Source organism: Pseudogulbenkiania sp. AW2-16 (assembly GCF_056824575.1).
In genome coordinates this window covers 2,097,501-2,113,417 of the sequence record NZ_CP157668.1, presented here as the reverse complement: position 1 = coordinate 2,113,417, position 15,917 = coordinate 2,097,501, and the positions used below count along the sequence as shown (strand labels likewise).

Genomic DNA, 15,917 nt, shown 5'->3' with positions numbered 1-15,917 from the left:
CTATTTTTTTAAGCACATTGGACGGTGAGGATATTAAACGGCAGCCATAAAAAAACCGGCCTTGCGGCCGGTCTGAAGGGAGAATGGAAACGGGTCAAGCCAACAGGTGGTTGTTCAGCTCGCGCATGCCGGCCGACAACATCGCCAGGTCCAGTGCCTGGAAGGCCTGCAATTCGGCAAACATCTGGTGGCAGGTCTCGACATCGTGGTGACGCTTTTCCAGCCAGGCGCTGGCCAGGTCTTCCGACTCCTTACACTCCTGGATTGCCAGCTTGGCCACCTTGCGGTGCAGGCGATACAGGTCATCGCGCAACGCCGAACGCGCCAGCGACTGCCAACGATTGTCGCGCGGCAGACGGGTGATCGCCTCGCGCATCCAGTCCAGCTGCAGCACCTTGCCCAGGCGATAGTAATTGCTGGCCAGCACACCCTGGGTCAGCTCCTCGCCCTCACCGATTTCGATGATGTCCATCAGCGGCACGGCAAACTCCAGACGCGCCAGCACGCGCGCCAGGCTAACCGGCAGGTTCGGGATATCCAGACGAGCTTCCATCGCCGCCACGGTCGGGTAGTCGGTGGCGCTGATCAGCTCCGGCAGCGCCGCAAGCAAAGCCTGCACCTTGGCGCCGTACTGATCAATCACGGCGTTGACCGAGCTGAACGGACGCTTGTTGCGCAGCACCCAGCGCGTCACGCGCTCGATCAGGGTACGCACGATCACCATCAGTTCCATCTGCTGGTCGGCCGGAATCTGGTTGTCCAGCGCCTCGACTTGGCCCCACAGCTGTTCGGCGTTGAACACACGGCTGGCGATCCACCAGGCACGGGCGATGTCGGCGGCGGAGAACGGCGACTCTTCCTGCAGGCGGAACACGAAGGTCGTGCCCATGCGGTTGATGATCTGGTTGGCCATCTGGTTGGAGATGATCTCGCGCTTCAGATGGTGTTTCTCCATCTGGCCGCGGAACCGTTCCTGCAGCGGTTTCGGGAAGTAGTTCACCAGCACCGGCAGGAAATCGACGTCGTCCGGCACGTCGGTCGCCAGGATCGCCTGGTCCAGCGAAATCTTGCTGTAGGCCAGCAGCACCGCCACTTCCGGCGCGGTCAGACCCTGACGCGCCAGACGGCGGTCGTTGATCTGGGCTTCGGACGGCAGGTACTCGATCTCGCGGTTCAGTTCGCCGGTCTTCTCCATGTGGGCGATCATGCGGGCATGGGTCGACAGGATCGAGGCCGCTTCCTGCTGCTTGATCGCCAGCACCTGGGTCTGCAGGTAGTTGTTGCGCAGCACCAGATGCCCCACTTCCTCGGTCATCTCGGCCAGCAGTTCATTGCGCTGCTTGAGCGTCATGTCCCCAGCCTGCATCACCGCGCCCAACAGGATCTTGATGTTGACCTCGTGGTCGGAGCAGTCCACCCCCGCCGAGTTGTCGATGGCGTCGGTGCAGATGCGGCCACCGGAGAGCGCAAATTCGACGCGGCCCAGCTGGGTGCACGTCAGGTTGCCGCCCTCGGCCACCACTCTCACGCGCAGCTCGCGGCCGTCGACGCGCACCGGGTCGCAGGCGCGGTCACGCGCATCGGCGTGGCTCTGGGTCGACGCCTTGACATAGGTACCGATACCGCCGTTGTACAGCATGTCGGCGCGTGCCTTGAGGATCTCGTGGATCAACTCGTTCGGCGCCATGCTGTCCTTGTCGGTTTCCAGCCAGGCTTTGACTTCCGGCGACAGCGGGATGGACTTGGCCGAACGCTCGAAGATGCCGCCACCCTGCGAGATCAGCTCGCGGTTGTAGTCGGTCCAACTCGACCGCGGCAGGTTGAACAGGCGCGCACGTTCCGCGAAGCTGACCGCCGCATTCGGGGTCGGGTCGAGGAAGATGTGCATGTGGTTGAACGCGGCGATCAGCTGGATGTGCTCGGACAGCAGCATGCCGTTGCCGAACACGTCGCCGGCCATGTCGCCGATACCGATCACGGTGAAATCCTGCTCCTGGGTGTTGACGCCCAGATGGCGGAAGTGGCGCTTCACCGATTCCCAGGCTCCACGTGCGGTAATGCCCATACCCTTGTGGTCATAGCCGGCCGAGCCGCCCGAGGCGAAGGCATCGCCGAGCCAGAAGCCATACTGTTCCGAAATGCCGTTGGCAATGTCGGAGAAGGTCGCGGTGCCCTTGTCGGCGGCCACCACCAGATACGGATCGTCCGGATCCAGACGGCGCACCTCCTTCGGCGGCACGATCTGGCCGGTGACCAGATTGTCGGTGACGTCGAGCAGCGCCGAGATGAAGGTCTTGTAGCAGGCGATGCCTTCAGCCATGAAGGCTTCGCGGTCGCTCGCCGGTGGCAGCTGCTTGCAGACGAAACCGCCCTTGGAGCCCATCGGCACGATCACCGAGTTCTTCACCATCTGCGCCTTGACCAGGCCCAGCACTTCGGTGCGGAAGTCTTCCATGCGGTCGGACCAGCGCAGGCCGCCGCGCGCTACCTTCGAGCCGCGCAGATGCACGCCTTCGACACGCGGGCTGTACACCCAAATCTCGAACATCGGGCGCGGCTGCGGCAGGAACGGGATGGCGTTCGACTCCAGCTTGAACGAGATATAGGACTTGAACTGGCCGTCTTCGGCCTTCTGCCAGAAGTTGGTACGGCGCACCGCCAGGATCACCGACAGGAAGCCGTTGAGGATGCGGTCCTCGTCGAGGTTGGCCACCTTGTCGAGCAGGTTCTTGAGTTCGGCCTGCAGCGTTTCGGCTTGGGCGTCATCGGCGTTGACCGGGTCCAGGCGAGTCTGGAACAGGCTCACCAGGTTACGGGTGATGGCCGGGTAGTTGGCCACGCACTGCTCGATATAGGCCTGGCTGAAGGTCAGGCCGCCCTGACGCAGGTACTTGGCCAGGGCGCGCACCAGCGAGATTTCGCGCCAGTCGAGGCCGGCCACCAGCGCCAGGCGGTTGAAGCCGTCGTTTTCGCAACGCTTGGCGAAGACTTGCGACAGCAGTTCCTGGAAGTCGTGCTGCACGTCATCCGTCGCCATCTGCTCGTAGGCGCCACCGACGTCGAGACCGAAATCGCTGATCCACACCTCGGCACCGTCGGACCTCTGCACGCGGTAGGGGTGCTCGTCGCGGACGCGCACGCCCATGTTCTCGAGGATCGGCAGGCTGGCGGACAGGCCGAGCGGCTCGCCGGCGCTGAACAGTTTCAGGTTGAAGGCATTGGTGCCGCGATGCAGCGGTCGATACAGCTTCATGCCGAGACGCTTTTCGCCACCCAGCGATTGCATCAGCTGGATGTCGAGCACGGCGTTGCGGGCGGCGAACTCTTCACGGTAAGCCACCGGGAAGGCGCCCTTGTAGCGGTGGAACAGGCTATTGCCCTGCTCTTCACCGTGCGCTTCGACCAGCAACTGGTGCAGTTCTTCTTGCCAGCCGCGCACCACGCGGGCAATTTCCGCCTCGATGTCCGACTCGTGGAATGCCGGCAGGCCGGCGGCATGGGTGCGGATGGTGTAATGCACCAGCGCCAGTGTGCCGTCGCCGATCTGCACGCTGAACTCGGCCGCGGTGCCGTTGAAGGCGTTCAGCAGCACCTTCTCGATCTTCAGGCGCACTTCGGTATTGAAGCTGTCGCGCGGCACGTACACCAGTGCAGCTGACGTAGCGATGGTAGCGGTCGGTGCGCACGAACAGGCGCACGCGCGGGCGCTCCTGGAGGTTGACGATGCCTTCGATGATCGGGGCCAGCGTCTCGGCGGGAATCTCGAACAGCTCGTCGCGCGGGTAGTTTTCCAGCACGAAGCCCAGGGTCTTGGCCTTGTAGCTGTTGTCGACGTAGTCGCAGTAGTTGACCACGTACTCGGCCTTGCGGCGCACGATCGGGATGTTCTTCAGCGAGACCTGGTAGGCGTGGGCGGTGTACAGGCCGAGGAAGCGGCGCTCGCCGATCACTTCGCCCTTGCTGTTGAAGCGCTTGATGCCGACGAAGTCGATGTAGGCCGGGCGGTGGATGATCGAACGGGTCTGCGACTTGTTCAGAATGATCAGTTGCGGCAGGTGGGCCAGCTCACGCAGTTCCTGCGGCAGCTGTTCGAAGCTGGCGGAATACTCCTTGTCGCCCTGCTCCTTCAGGATGCCAAGACCGCTTTCCTTGATGATCTTCAGGCTGTCCTTGCCATCGCGCTTGACGAGGTCGTAATCGCAGTAGCCCATCAGCAGGAAATGGTTGTCGCCCATCCAGTGCAGGAAGTCGATGGCCTCGCGGGCTTCGTCGCCACGAGCGCCCTTCACCTTGGCCAGATCGTCAGCGATCTCAGAGAGCGCCGCGCGCATCTTGGGCTCGTCGTTGACCACCAGGCGGATATCGGAAATGACGCGGTTCAGATCGCTTTCGAGTCGCTTGAGCGTGGCGGCGTCGGACACGCGGTCGATCTCGACGTGAATCCACGATTCCAGCGGCAGGTCGCGGCCCTGGGTGCGCTTGAGTTCCACCAGCTGCCCCTTGGCATCGCGTGCCACCGCCACCACCGGGTGGATCAGGAGGTGCAGGTTGAGGTTGTAGCGCGACAGCAGCATCGCCAGCGAGTCGATCAGGAACGGCATGTCGTCGCCGACCACTTCGATCACGGTATGCGTGCTCTGCCAGCCGTCACGCTCGAAATCCGGGTTGTAGATGCGCGCCTTGTGGGCGCCGGGTTTGCGCTGCTGCGCGAAATCGTAATGGGCAATCGCCGCGCCGAACAAATCCAGCGACGAATACCGGCGCAGGTCGTCATACTCTGCTTCTTCGAAATAGACCGGAAAGAAAGGAGCCAGTTTTTGTTGCTCATCACTGGACAGCTTGCTGTCAGCCTCCGCCTGAATGTCGTCAATCAGGCTGGCGTGTTCTGTCATGTTGCTGAGGGACATTGGTTTTCTCTGTGTTGTTTGCGCAGGGGTAAGGGCTCTGCTGAGCAGGGATTGTAGAGAGGTCGATCAGCACAAGATTTCTATAAAGCGACACGCTCTTACATCTTCCTTGGTTGCACAGCAGCATTCGTGTATGGACGGGGGTGAGAGATTGCTTTTTCCACCACTCATAGGCTTATAGCAATGCGACAGCCAATTATAAAAAGACTTTTGTGGAATTTTCTTGCGGGTGCGGTTTTGAAAATACATAACCAGCTGTTTTTGTTGATATTTTTCAGCAGTCCAAAAACCCGGTAGAATGCGCGGCTTCATTTTCTCCACCCCGCCCCGCCAAGGCGAGTGGATTGTTCGACCACAAATGTTCGTGCCACCATGGGCTCATACAAGGGCCGGGGCATCACCGGCCGACGAGAAAACCGGCGGGTAGCCGGCCATACCCCGGCCTGGTTCACCACTTCGGCACGACATTATGCGGGACCGTGTCAGAAAACCGTTCTGGCACCCGGTTCACGTTCTGAGAAATAGAGAGGCATTCGATGAAAAAGGTTTTGATGGCTGTGGCGCTGGCCGCCCCGCTGTTCGCGTCCGCTGCCCAGGCAGAGACCATCCGTTTTGGCGTTGACCTGAACTACCCCCCATTCTCCAAGCAGGGCGCGGACGGCAAACCGCAAGGCTTCGATATCGACATGGCCCATGCGCTGTGCTCGGCGCTGAAGGCTACCTGCGAGATCGTGCCGCAGGACTGGGACGGCCTGATTCCGGCGCTGAACACCAACAAGTTCGACGCCATCCTGTCTTCGATGCAGATCACCGACGAGCGCAAGAAGGCCGTCGACTTCACCAACAAGTACTACAACATCCCGAGCCGCATCATCGCCAAGGTTGGCACCAAAGTCGACCAGAACAGCTTCAAGGGCAAGAAGATCGGTGCACTGCGCGCCTCGACCCAGGAGAAGTTCGCCAAGGACTACTGGGGCAAGACGGGCGCCAAGATCGTCGCCTACACCAAATCTCCGGAGTCGTTCCTCGACCTGACCAGCGGCCGACTTGACGCCGTGTTCGTCGACGGCGCGGTGGGCGACCAGGAGTTCCTGAAAACCCCGCGCGGCAAGGGCTTCGCCTTTGTCGGCCCGGAATATGCCGATACCAAGTATTTCGGCCTGGGCGCCGGCATCGCCGTGAAGAAGGGTAACAACGCGCTGCGTGAACGTCTGAACGCGGCCATCGAGCAGATCCGCAAGGATGGTTCCTACAAGAAGGTGCAGGACAAGTACTTCGCCTTCGACGTGTACGGCCACTGAGCTTCGGCCAACCCCGAACGGCCCGTGCCGAGGCATGGGCCCGATTCGAGCCACCTACCCTTTCCGCTGGAGACTCCATGAAACAGCCCTTGCTGACGCTGGGCGCGCTGCTGTGCGCGCTGACCGCCGCTAGCCACGCCGAAACGCTGCGTTTCGCCACCGATGCCAGCTACCCGCCGTTCTCCCAACAAGGTCCGGACGGCAAGATGGCCGGCTTCGATCCGGACATCGCCCGCGCCCTGTGCGCGGCGATGAAAGTGACCTGTGACGTCGTGCCGCAGGACTTCGACGGCATCATCCCGGCGCTCAACGCCAAGAAGTTCGACGTCATCATCGCCTCGATGAACATCACCGACGAGCGTAAGAAGGCGGTCAACTTCTCCGATAAGTACTACAACATGCCGAGCCGCCTGGTAGCCAAGGCAGGCACCGCGGTCAACGATGCCTGGTTCAAGGGCAAGAAAATCGGCGTGCTGCGCTCCTCGATCCAGGAAAAATACGCCCGCGACCACTGGGTCAAGCTGGGCGCCAAGCTGGTGCCGTACGGCAAGGCGCCGGAATCCTTCCTCGACTTGAAGGCCGGCCGTGTCGACGCCAGCTTCGTCGATGCCGCCGTGGGCGACACCGATTTCCTGAAGACGCCGAACGGCAAGGGCTTCGCCTTCGCCGGCCCGGCCTACAACGAAGCCAAATACTTCGGCGAGGGTGCCGGCATCGCCGTGCGCAAGACCGACGCCGCCCTGCTCGAGCGCATCAACAAGGCGTTGAAGCAGATCCGCGCCGACGGCAGCTACGACAAGATCCAGAAGAAGTACTTCTCCTTCGACATCTACGGCAACTGATAGGAATGGCTGCGCCGGCACGCCATGCCGGCGCGGTCATTCCAGGAGAACAGCATGTTTTTGCAGGGTTATCTTCCCAGCATTCTGGAAGGCGCGGCACTGACGCTGGAAGTCGCGGCGGCTTCGCTGGTGGTGTCGGTGGTCCTCGGACTGATCGGCGCCATGTTCAAGATGGCGCATTCCCGCGCCCTGGTCTGGTCGGCCGAACTTTATTCCACCGTGGTGCGCGGCGTGCCCGACCTGGTCTGGATGTTCCTGTTGTTTTTCGGCGGCCAGATGCTGATCAACGATGTCGCCGAACGCTTCGGCCTGGGTGCCCCGGAAATCAACCCGATGATCGCCGGTGTGCTCACCATCGGCTTCATCTTCGGCGCCTACATGACCGAAACCTTCCGCGGCGCCATCATGTCGGTGCCCAAGGGGCAGATGGAAGCCGGCGCAGCCTATGGCATGTCGCCGCTGCGGGTGTTCTTTCGCATCACCGCGCCGCAGATGGTGCGCTTCGCCCTGCCGAGCTTCTCCAACAACTGGCTGGTGCTGGTCAAATCCACCGCGCTGGTCTCGGTGATCGGCCTCAACGACATGATGTACAAGGCGGACACCGCCAAATCCATCACCCAGGAACCCTTTACCGTCTACATGGTGGTCGCGGCGATCTACCTGCTGATCACCACGGTGTCGATTGTGGCCCTGAACGCGATGAACAAACGCTATTCGACGGGTGTACGGGAGAGTGAGCTGTGATTGACGCCAACCTGATGATCGAGAATTTTCCGTCCTTTCTGGGTGGCGGCAGCGGAGAAGCCGTGCTGTCTACCAGCGACGGCCTGATCCTGACGCTGGAACTGCTGTTCTACTCGCTGCTGGGCGGCCTGGCCCTGTCGATTCCGCTGGGATTGATGCGTGTCTCCAGGAACCGACTGGTGTCCGGCGCGGTCTGGCTGTACACCTACGTGTTCCGCGGCACGCCGATGCTGGTGCAGCTGTTCATCATCTACTACGGGCTGTCGCAGTTCGAGGCGGTGCGCGAGAGCTGGGCCTGGACCTACCTGCAGGAAGCCTATTTCTGCGCGCTGCTGGCCTTCACGCTGAACACGGCGGCCTACACCACCGAGATCATCGCCGGCCAGATCCGCAATACCCACTGGGGCGAGATCGAAGCGGCCAAGGCCATGGGCATGAGCAAGTGGCTGATGATGCGCCGCATCGTCATCCCGGCCGCACTGCGCCGCGCGCTGCCGGCCTACAGCAACGAAGTGGTGATGATGCTGCAAGGCACCTCGATCGCCGGCCTGGTCACGCTAGCCGACGTCACCGGCGTCGCCCGCCGCATCTACAGCGACACCTACATGCCGTTCGAACCGTTCCTGATGGCGGGCCTGATCTACCTGGCCTTCACCTTCCTGTTCGTCTGGCTGTTCAAGTTGGCCGAAAAACGCTGGCTGGCCTACCTGGCACCGCGCAAGCACTGAGCCGGACAGCCAGCGACAAGCAGGATGAATCCGATTATCGCGTGAGGCGAGACGTTACCCGCCCACGTAGTGCCACCGGCCATGACCCCACCATGGCCGGTGCGCAACCCACGACGCATTCAAGACAGGGATTTGCTGAGCGATGAAACCGATCGAACACCCCAACGCCACCTCCACCGGCCTCGACAGCCAAGTCAAGCTGCACGTTGCCGACATCCACAAAAGCTACGGCAGCCACGAAGTGCTCAAGGGCGTGTCGCTGACCGCCCACGCCGGCGACGTCATCAGCATCATCGGCTCGTCCGGCTCGGGCAAGAGCACCTTCCTGCGCTGCATCAACCTGCTGGAACAGCCCAACAGCGGCAAGATCTTCGCTGCCGGCGAAGAACTGCAGCTGGTTCCGGACAGCCGCCACGGCGCCCTCAAGGCGGGCGACGCCAAGCAGTTGGCGCGACTGCGCACCAAGCTCGCCATGGTGTTCCAGCATTTCAACCTGTGGGCGCACATGACGGTGCTGGAGAACATCATCGAGGCTCCGGTGCACGTGCTCGGCGTGCCCAAGGACGAAGCCATCGCCCGCGCGCGCAAGTATCTGGAAAAAGTCGGCCTGAAAAACGTCGAAGACAAGTACCCGTCGCACATGTCCGGCGGTCAACAGCAGCGCGTCGCCATCGCCCGCGCCCTGGCGATGGAACCGGAAGTCATGCTGTTCGACGAGCCGACCTCGGCGCTCGACCCGGAACTGGTCGGCGAAGTGCTGCGCGTGATGCAGGACCTGGCGCGCGAAGGCCGCACCATGGTGGTCGTGACGCACGAGATGGGCTTCGCCCGCGAGGTCTCCAACCACGTCATCTTCCTGCACCAGGGCCGCATCGAGGAGCAGGGTAATCCGAAGGAAGTGCTGATCAAGCCGAAGAGCGAGCGGCTGGCACAATTCCTCTCGGGCAGCCTGAAATAATCATACAATTACGGCATTAATCATTCGTCTGCCAAGTCCCCGACTTGGCAGAGTCTTTTCCTCGCAAGTTCGCTTTCCGGTCAACTATGGCTATGCAGACGCAAGTCGCCAAACCGCTTCGCTACGGCATCCTGCTGTTGCCCCACGCCGCTATGGCCGATCTGGCCCTGATTACCGAAGTGCTGTCCCGCGCCAACCAGTTGGCCGAAAAAAAGCTCTACGAATTCCTGTTGCTCTCCCCCAGCGGCGACGCCATGACCCTGACCAACGGCATCAAGGCCCCGGTCGACCTGCCGCTCAGCTACGCGCCCAAACTGGACGGGCTGTTCGTCATTGCCGATGAAATCGCCGGGGACGTCGACGTCGACGAACTGAGCAAAACGATCCATGCCCAGGCCACGGAAAAGCTGCAACTCATCGGGATCGGCTGCGGCAGTTACTGGCTGGCCCGCGCCGGCCTGTTGAGCGGCTACCGCAGCACCATCCACTGGCAGGAAATCAACCGCTTCACCGAGGAATTTCCGGAAGTCATCGTCTCGTCCAATCTGTACGAGATCGACCGCAACCGCATGAGCTGTGCAGGAGGAGCCTCGACGCTGGACTTCATGATGGTGCTGGTGGGGCAGCAGCAAGGGCACGACTTCGCTGCCCAGCTCTCCGAACTGTTCAGCATGGAGCGCATCCGCCCCGGTAACGAACGGCAGCGCATTCCGCTCGCCACCCGTATCGGCGCCAGCCAGCCCAAGCTGACCGAAGCCGTCAGCCTGATGGAAGCGAATATCGAAGAACCGCTGACGACCGACGACATCGCCTATTATGTCGGCATCTCGCGGCGGCAACTGGAACGCCTGTTCAAGCAGCACCTCTCCGCGGTGCCGTCGAAATACTACCTCGAGCTGCGTCTGAAGCGCGCGCGGCAATTACTGCAGCAAACCTCCAAATCCATCGTTCAGATCGGGCTGGCTTGCGGCTTCTCCAGCGGCCCCCACTTCTCCAGCAGCTACCGCAATCACTTCGGCATCACCCCGCGCGAAGAACGCTCCTCGCGCAACACCGGCAAGAACGCTAGCGAGTAGCCGCCACCGGCGACACCGCCGCCTCTGACAACGATAGCGGCGGGGCAAAGGGCAACCGCAGCCGGAAACACGCCCCGCTGCCGGGAATGTTTTCCGCCTCGATCGAACCACCGTACTGCTCGACGATGGTCTGGCAAATCGACAGCCCCAGTCCCATCCCTCCTTCACGGGTCGAGTAGAAGGGATGGAACAGCACCGCCTGCACGTCGGGCGAAATACCCCGCCCGCTGTCGCGCACCTCCAGAATGGCATTGGAAAGCGCCACGTGGCTATGGATCACCAGTTGTCGCGCCCCTTCCCGCTCCCCCTTCATCGCCTCGATGGCGTTGGAGAGCAGGTTCATCAACACCTGCTCGATCTGGATGCTGTCCGCCATCACCGTCACCGGATTGGCCGACAGCATCTGCACCACCTGCACACCATTGCTGCGCAGGTCATGCTCGGCGAGGAACAGGCTGTTTCCCACCAGCAGATTCAGATCGACCTGGCGTACATCCATGCTGCGCTTGCTGACGAAGGCGCGCAGCCGCTTGATGATTTCGCCGGAGCGCTCGGCCTGGCGGATGGCGGCCTTCAAGGCATCGGTCACCTGCGCCGGAGCCTCCTCGACATCCTCCAGCATCGCCAACGATGCCGCACAATAGTTGCTGATGGCCGCCAGCGGCTGGTTCAGTTCATGAGCGATCCCCGAGGCCATCTCCCCCATCGTGTGCAAGCGCGCAACGTGCGACAGCTTCTCGAGATGGTCCCGCACCCGGCTCTCGCTCGCCTCCAGCACCGCCTGCGCCCGGCGCCGGATCGGCCCCATGTCGCGGATCGCACAAACGGCGCCGTTCATTTCCCCGGTGCGGGAAAACAGCGGGGCCACCGCCCCTTCGACCAGGCGGGTCTCACCGTAAAATGTCGACAACAACAATTCGTCGGGAAACTCCACCACCTGCTGGTAGAGAAAACTTTGGCCAATCGGGTCGACCTGGGAAACGTCGGCCAGCCCCTGCTGCAGCCGCAATACCTCCCGGTAATCCCGCCCCAGCAGCTGCTCCGGCAGCAAGCCCAGCAGCTCCTGCGCCATCGGATTGACCCACTCCACCTTGCGATCGTGACTCAGCGTAATCACACCATCACGGATGGCATTCAATGCCACCTCCACCCGCTCACGCTGGCTGAACAGCGCCTCATCGGCAGCTGAACGGGCGCGGTGCAAGTGCAGACGCTGTTGATACACCTGCCACAGCGCCAACAACAACAGGGTCACCAGCAACTCCTGGAACACCAGTACACTGAGCCGCAACTCGGCCCAGGTCACGTTGCGCGACAGGCTCAAGACGAACGGCTGCGCATCGCTGGGCAAGTCCATCTTGGATTGGAAACGCTGGAACAACGGCCATTGCGACACTTTGCTCGGGCGGAGTGAGCGCTCATAGAGCAAGAGCGACCCATGCACTCCCGGCAACTCACGCTGGTACAACGCAATATTCAGCGACTGCGACTCCAGGCGCAGCGGAGCCAGCAATTGCTCGAAGTGGACCTGCACCGCCACGACCCCCTCAACCAGGGGAGAATCGGGACGCAACGGAATCACCCCTGGCCCACCATTGCGGTAGACACCCTTCATCAGCAGATATGCCCGCTCGTCCCCAGCCAGTTCGAACGGCATCGAGACCACAATTTCTCCTGTCGCGATGGCCTGCCTCAGTTCGCGAGCCAGCCGAGGCTCATGCAGGATGTCGTAGCCGTAGAGCCGTCGCGACGCCTGAGTAACCGGCTCCACCATCGTGGCCGGGTAGTAGACATCGCGAAGAGGTGCCGCCCTCCACGAACGACGCCGATTAAGGTCGAAATCGGTAATAGAAGCAGGCTCGCCAATCTCGCGTGACATTTGGTCGAGATACCGATCACGCTCCGTCGGCACGACTTTTTGATAGAAAAGAATGGTATAGAGCTTGGGGTAATTCGCCAGTATTTCTCGGGAAAAAGCGCTCAAGGCGGCGATATCGGATGTGTCACGCGACGCCACCATGGCATGAGCTGCCTGGAGCACGGCCTCGTTCTGATCCAGCTTACGCGCAATCTGCACGTAAGCCGCACGACCATCCTTCTCAAACCCCTCCTCCAGGCGGCTTCTCTCCATCTGAAGCCAGAGCAAGGCCGTCAGGAAACAAAGGAGGAGCCAAGCCAGAAGTGGCAAGGCCGATTTTCTGAGCTTGCCGGAGAGACCAAGAGACGATTTCAAGCGTGACCATTCCATTCAGTCTGACGAATTCAGCAAGCCTGCGGCATACGGGTTCTCCCCAGGACACAGGCTGATCGAATTGTCGGGAAGATTAAGAATGTACAACTAAAAGCGGCATCTGTGCCATCCTCAGCCACAAACACCCGTAATGCATCAGCCAGAGGAGCCATTGCGGCATGGCGACGCCATAAAAACACAAAGCCCAGCTCGGATGAGCTGGGCTTTTGTAAGGGGAGTCTGGCGGTGTCCTACTTTCACACGGCAATGCCGCACTATCATCGGCGCTAAGGCGTTTCACGGTCCTGTTCGGGATGGGAAGGGGTGGGACCACCTCGCTAAGGCCGCCAGACATAAACTGTCAACAAACTGGAAGAAGCCTGGAAGCCTCTCAGCTTCCATTTCGAATTGGGTAATCGATTGTACGTCGCACACTCTATTCACCGCGTGGCCCAAGCCACTCAAATGATAGGATCAAGCCTCACGAGCAATTAGTATCGGTTAGCTTCACGCCTCACAGCGCTTCCACACCCGACCTATCAACGTCCTGGTCTCGAACGACTCTTCAGGAGGGTCAAGCCCTCAGGGAAGTCTCATCTTCAGGCGAGTTTCCCGCTTAGATGCTTTCAGCGGTTATCTCTTCCGAACTTAGCTACCCGGCAATGCCACTGGCGTGACAACCGGTACACCAGAGGTTCGTCCACTCCGGTCCTCTCGTACTAGGAGCAGCCCCCGTCAAACTTCCAACGCCCACTGCAGATAGGGACCAAACTGTCTCACGACGTTTTGAACCCAGCTCACGTACCACTTTAAATGGCGAACAGCCATACCCTTGGGACCGGCTACAGCCCCAGGATGTGATGAGCCGACATCGAGGTGCCAAACTCCGCCGTCGATGTGAACTCTTGGGCGGAATCAGCCTGTTATCCCCGGAGTACCTTTTATCCGTTGAGCGATGGCCCTTCCATTCAGAACCACCGGATCACTATGTCCTGCTTTCGCACCTGCTCGACTTGTCGGTCTCGCAGTTAAGCCACCTTATGCCATTGCACTATCAGCACGATTTCCGACCGTACCTAGGTGACCTTCGAACTCCTCCGTTACACTTTGGGAGGAGACCGCCCCAGTCAAACTGCCTACCATGCACTGTCCCCGATCCGGATCACGGACCAAGGTTAGAACCTCAAACACACCAGGGTGGTATTTCAAGGACGGCTCCACCAGAACTAGCGTCCTGGTTTCATAGCCTCCCACCTATCCTACACAAGTCTGTTCAAAGTCCAATGCAAAGCTACAGTAAAGGTTCACGGGGTCTTTCCGTCTAGCAGCGGGGAGATTGCATCTTCACAAACATTTCAACTTCGCTGAGTCTCAGGAGGAGACAGTGTGGCCATCGTTACGCCATTCGTGCGGGTCGGAACTTACCCGACAAGGAATTTCGCTACCTTAGGACCGTTATAGTTACGGCCGCCGTTTACCGGGGCTTCGATCAAGAGCTTGCACCCCATCACTTAACCTTCCGGCACCGGGCAGGCGTCACACCGTATACGTCCACTTTCGTGTTGGCACAGTGCTGTGTTTTTGATAAACAGTCGCAGCCACCGATTCTCTGCGACCTCTCGAGGCTTCGAACGCGAGGTCCTACACCTTAAGAGGCATACCTTCTCCCGAAGTTACGGTATCAATTTGCCGAGTTCCTTCTCCTGAGTTCTCTCAAGCGCCTTAGAATTTTCATCCTGCCCACCTGTGTCGGTTTGCGGTACGGTTCTCGTATAGCTGAAGCTTAGTGGCTTTTCCTGGAAGCGTGGTATCAGTCACTTCGGTTCCGTAGAACCTCGTTATCACGTCTCGGTGTTAACAAAGGAGCGGATTTGCCTACTCCTTCCACCTACCGGCTTGAACCAGGGCATCCAACACCTGGCTGACCTAACCTTCTCCGTCCCCACATCGCACTATACGAAAGTACGGGAATATTGACCCGTTTCCCATCGACTACGCTTTTCAGCCTCGCCTTAGGGGCCGACTCACCCTACGCCGATGAACGTTGCGTAGGAAACCTTGGGCTTTCGGCGAGCGGGCTTTTCACCCGCTTTATCGCTACTCATGTCAGCATTCGCACTTCTGATATCTCCAGCATGCCTTACGACACACCTTCACAGACCTACAGAACGCTCCCCTACCATCTGCACTTGCGTGCAAATCCGCGGCTTCGGTTATCAGTTTGAGCCCCGTTACATCTTCCGCGCAGGACGACTCGACCAGTGAGCTATTACGCTTTCTTTAAATGATGGCTGCTTCTAAGCCAACATCCTGGCTGTCTAGGCCTTCCCACTTCGTTTACCACTTAACTGATCATTTGGGACCTTAGCCGGCGGTCTGGGTTGTTTCCCTCTTGACGATGGACGTTAGCACCCACCGTCTGTCTCCCATGCTCGCACTTTCCGGTATTCAGAGTTTGCCATGGTTTGGTAAATCGCAATGACCCCCTAGCCATAACAGTGCTTTACCCCCGGAAGTGATACATGAGGCACTACCTAAATAGTTTTCGGGGAGAACCAGCTATCTCCGAGTTTGTTTAGCCTTTCACCCCTATCCACAGCTCATCCCCTAGTTTTGCAACACTAGTGGGTTCGGACCTCCAGTGCGTGTTACCGCACCTTCATCCTGGCCATGGATAGATCACTCGGTTTCGGGTCTACGCCCAGCAACTAAAGCGCCCTATTCGGACTCGGTTTCCCTACGCCTCCCCTATTCGGTTAAGCTCGCTACTGAACGTAAGTCGCTGACCCATTATACAAAAGGTACGCAGTCACCCCTTGCGAGGCTCCCACTGTTTGTATGCATCCGGTTTCAGGTTCTATTTCACTCCCCTCCCGGGGTTCTTTTCGCCTTTCCCTCACGGTACTGGTTCACTATCGGTCGATCACGAGTATTTAGCCTTGGAGGATGGTCCCCCCATCTTCAGACAGGATTTCGCGTGTCCCGCCCTACTTCTCGTACGCCTAGTCCTTGGAATGCGTTTTCGTGTACGGGGCTATCACCCACTATGGCGGCCATTTCCAGGGCCTTCCACTAACACAATCCATAACACGTACAGGCTGTTCCGCGTTCGCTCGCCACTACTGACGGAA

General features: G+C 60.1%; 9 protein-coding genes, 2 rRNA genes and 1 pseudogene (1 of these 12 only partly in view). 6 read left to right on the top strand and 6 right to left on the bottom strand.

Translation table 11 applies throughout. The features are described 5' to 3' along the window. Positions 1-94: 94 nt before the first annotated feature. From ABKF58_RS10350 to ABKF58_RS10340, 3 genes and pseudogenes are all read right to left on the bottom strand, one after another. Positions 95-3,646 carry an NAD-glutamate dehydrogenase gene (locus ABKF58_RS10350; RefSeq protein WP_482580609.1) on the bottom strand — a complete coding sequence of 1,184 codons (3,552 nt, stop codon included), beginning with the start codon at positions 3,644-3,646 and terminating at the stop codon, positions 95-97. Between the two features lie 118 nt (positions 3,647-3,764). Next, positions 3,765-4,892 (bottom strand): annotated as a pseudogene (locus tag ABKF58_RS10345) (NAD-glutamate dehydrogenase); the annotation flags it as partial. Between the two features lie 81 nt (positions 4,893-4,973). Next, positions 4,974-5,219, bottom strand: a complete 246-nt coding sequence (locus ABKF58_RS10340) for a hypothetical protein (RefSeq protein ID WP_482580608.1) — start codon at positions 5,217-5,219, stop codon at positions 4,974-4,976. A gap of 224 nt (positions 5,220-5,443) precedes the next feature. Between ABKF58_RS10340 and ABKF58_RS10335 the strand changes: the two genes are divergently transcribed. The 6 genes from ABKF58_RS10335 (at position 5,444) to ABKF58_RS10310 (ending at position 10,556) form a co-directional block, all read left to right on the top strand. Then, complete coding sequence (locus ABKF58_RS10335; protein WP_041703021.1) at positions 5,444-6,208, top strand: ABC transporter substrate-binding protein; 765 nt, start codon at positions 5,444-5,446, stop codon at positions 6,206-6,208. Between the two features lie 77 nt (positions 6,209-6,285). Further along, a complete protein-coding gene (locus ABKF58_RS10330) occupies positions 6,286-7,050 on the top strand; it encodes an ABC transporter substrate-binding protein (RefSeq protein ID WP_482580607.1) in 765 nt (254 codons plus the stop codon). Positions 7,051-7,104: 54 nt separating this feature from the next. Further along, positions 7,105-7,794 carry an ABC transporter permease gene (locus ABKF58_RS10325; protein WP_008955732.1) on the top strand — a complete coding sequence of 230 codons (690 nt, stop codon included), beginning with the start codon at positions 7,105-7,107 and terminating at the stop codon, positions 7,792-7,794. Next, a complete protein-coding gene (locus ABKF58_RS10320) occupies positions 7,791-8,522 on the top strand; it encodes an ABC transporter permease (RefSeq protein WP_008955731.1) in 732 nt (243 codons plus the stop codon). Before ABKF58_RS10325 ends, ABKF58_RS10320 begins: the two co-directional genes overlap by 4 nt. 142 nt (positions 8,523-8,664) lie before the next feature. Continuing rightward, positions 8,665-9,480: an ABC transporter ATP-binding protein gene (locus ABKF58_RS10315; RefSeq protein ID WP_014088060.1), complete on the top strand. Its 816-nt coding sequence runs from the start codon at positions 8,665-8,667 to the stop codon at positions 9,478-9,480. 92 nt (positions 9,481-9,572) lie between these two features. Next, complete coding sequence (locus ABKF58_RS10310) at positions 9,573-10,556, top strand: GlxA family transcriptional regulator (protein WP_482580606.1); 984 nt, start codon at positions 9,573-9,575, stop codon at positions 10,554-10,556. Here ABKF58_RS10310 and ABKF58_RS10305 read toward each other — a convergent pair. From ABKF58_RS10305 to ABKF58_RS10295, 3 genes are all read right to left on the bottom strand, one after another. After that, complete coding sequence (locus ABKF58_RS10305; protein ID WP_482580605.1) at positions 10,546-12,789, bottom strand: ATP-binding protein; 2,244 nt, start codon at positions 12,787-12,789, stop codon at positions 10,546-10,548. The genes ABKF58_RS10310 and ABKF58_RS10305 overlap by 11 nt on opposite strands. Before the next feature lie 235 nt (positions 12,790-13,024). Further along, positions 13,025-13,138: ribosomal RNA gene (gene rrf / locus ABKF58_RS10300) — 5S ribosomal RNA — on the bottom strand. Between the two features lie 118 nt (positions 13,139-13,256). Then, positions 13,257-15,917, bottom strand: a 23S ribosomal RNA gene (locus ABKF58_RS10295) (it continues 230 nt past the right edge of the window).

What these genes read in the sequence shown, in the direction of transcription:
- ABKF58_RS10335 (WP_041703021.1), top strand. Translation starts at nt 5,444, where the DNA reads ATGAAAAAGGTTTTGATGGCTGTGGCGCTGGCCGCCCCGCTGTTCGCG.
- ABKF58_RS10315 (WP_014088060.1), top strand. Translation starts at nt 8,665, where the DNA reads ATGAAACCGATCGAACACCCCAACGCCACCTCCACCGGCCTCGACAGC.
- ABKF58_RS10310 (WP_482580606.1), top strand. Translation starts at nt 9,573, where the DNA reads ATGCAGACGCAAGTCGCCAAACCGCTTCGCTACGGCATCCTGCTGTTG.
- ABKF58_RS10340 (WP_482580608.1), bottom strand. Translation starts at nt 5,219, where the DNA reads ATGAAGCCGCGCATTCTACCGGGTTTTTGGACTGCTGAAAAATATCAA.
- ABKF58_RS10325 (WP_008955732.1), top strand. Translation starts at nt 7,105, where the DNA reads ATGTTTTTGCAGGGTTATCTTCCCAGCATTCTGGAAGGCGCGGCACTG.
- ABKF58_RS10330 (WP_482580607.1), top strand. Translation starts at nt 6,286, where the DNA reads ATGAAACAGCCCTTGCTGACGCTGGGCGCGCTGCTGTGCGCGCTGACC.